The 243-nt window shown below is 66.3% G+C and carries 1 protein-coding gene; it reads left to right on the top strand.

Going from position 1 to position 243, the window contains the following annotated elements:
* Positions 1–3 precede the first annotated feature (3 nt).
* Positions 4–243 (top strand): NAD-dependent epimerase/dehydratase family protein (locus SB772_RS44790; protein ID WP_410839123.1); only part of this gene is annotated, 240 nt, incomplete at its 3' end.

The raw sequence follows: 243 nt of genomic DNA, 5'->3' as shown, positions 1-243 counted from the left end.
CCCGTGCACGCCCATGGCGAGTACTCACGGACCAAAGCTGAGGCGGAACTTCTGGCCTTGGCTGCTGACGCACCAGGATTCCGTGTGACGGCATTGCGTCCGCATATCGTCTGGGGCCCGGGTGACACCCAACTGGTCGAACGGGTTCTTGACCGGGCCAGCCGCCGTCGCCTGCCGCTTCTGGACGCCGGGGCGGCCCTGATCGACACCATCTACATCGACAACGCGGCGGCAGCGATCGTC

Source organism: Paraburkholderia sp. SIMBA_030 (assembly GCF_046535245.1).
Taxonomy (GTDB): domain Bacteria; phylum Pseudomonadota; class Gammaproteobacteria; order Burkholderiales; family Burkholderiaceae; genus Paraburkholderia.
This window is presented reverse-complemented; position numbering and strand designations above follow the sequence as displayed.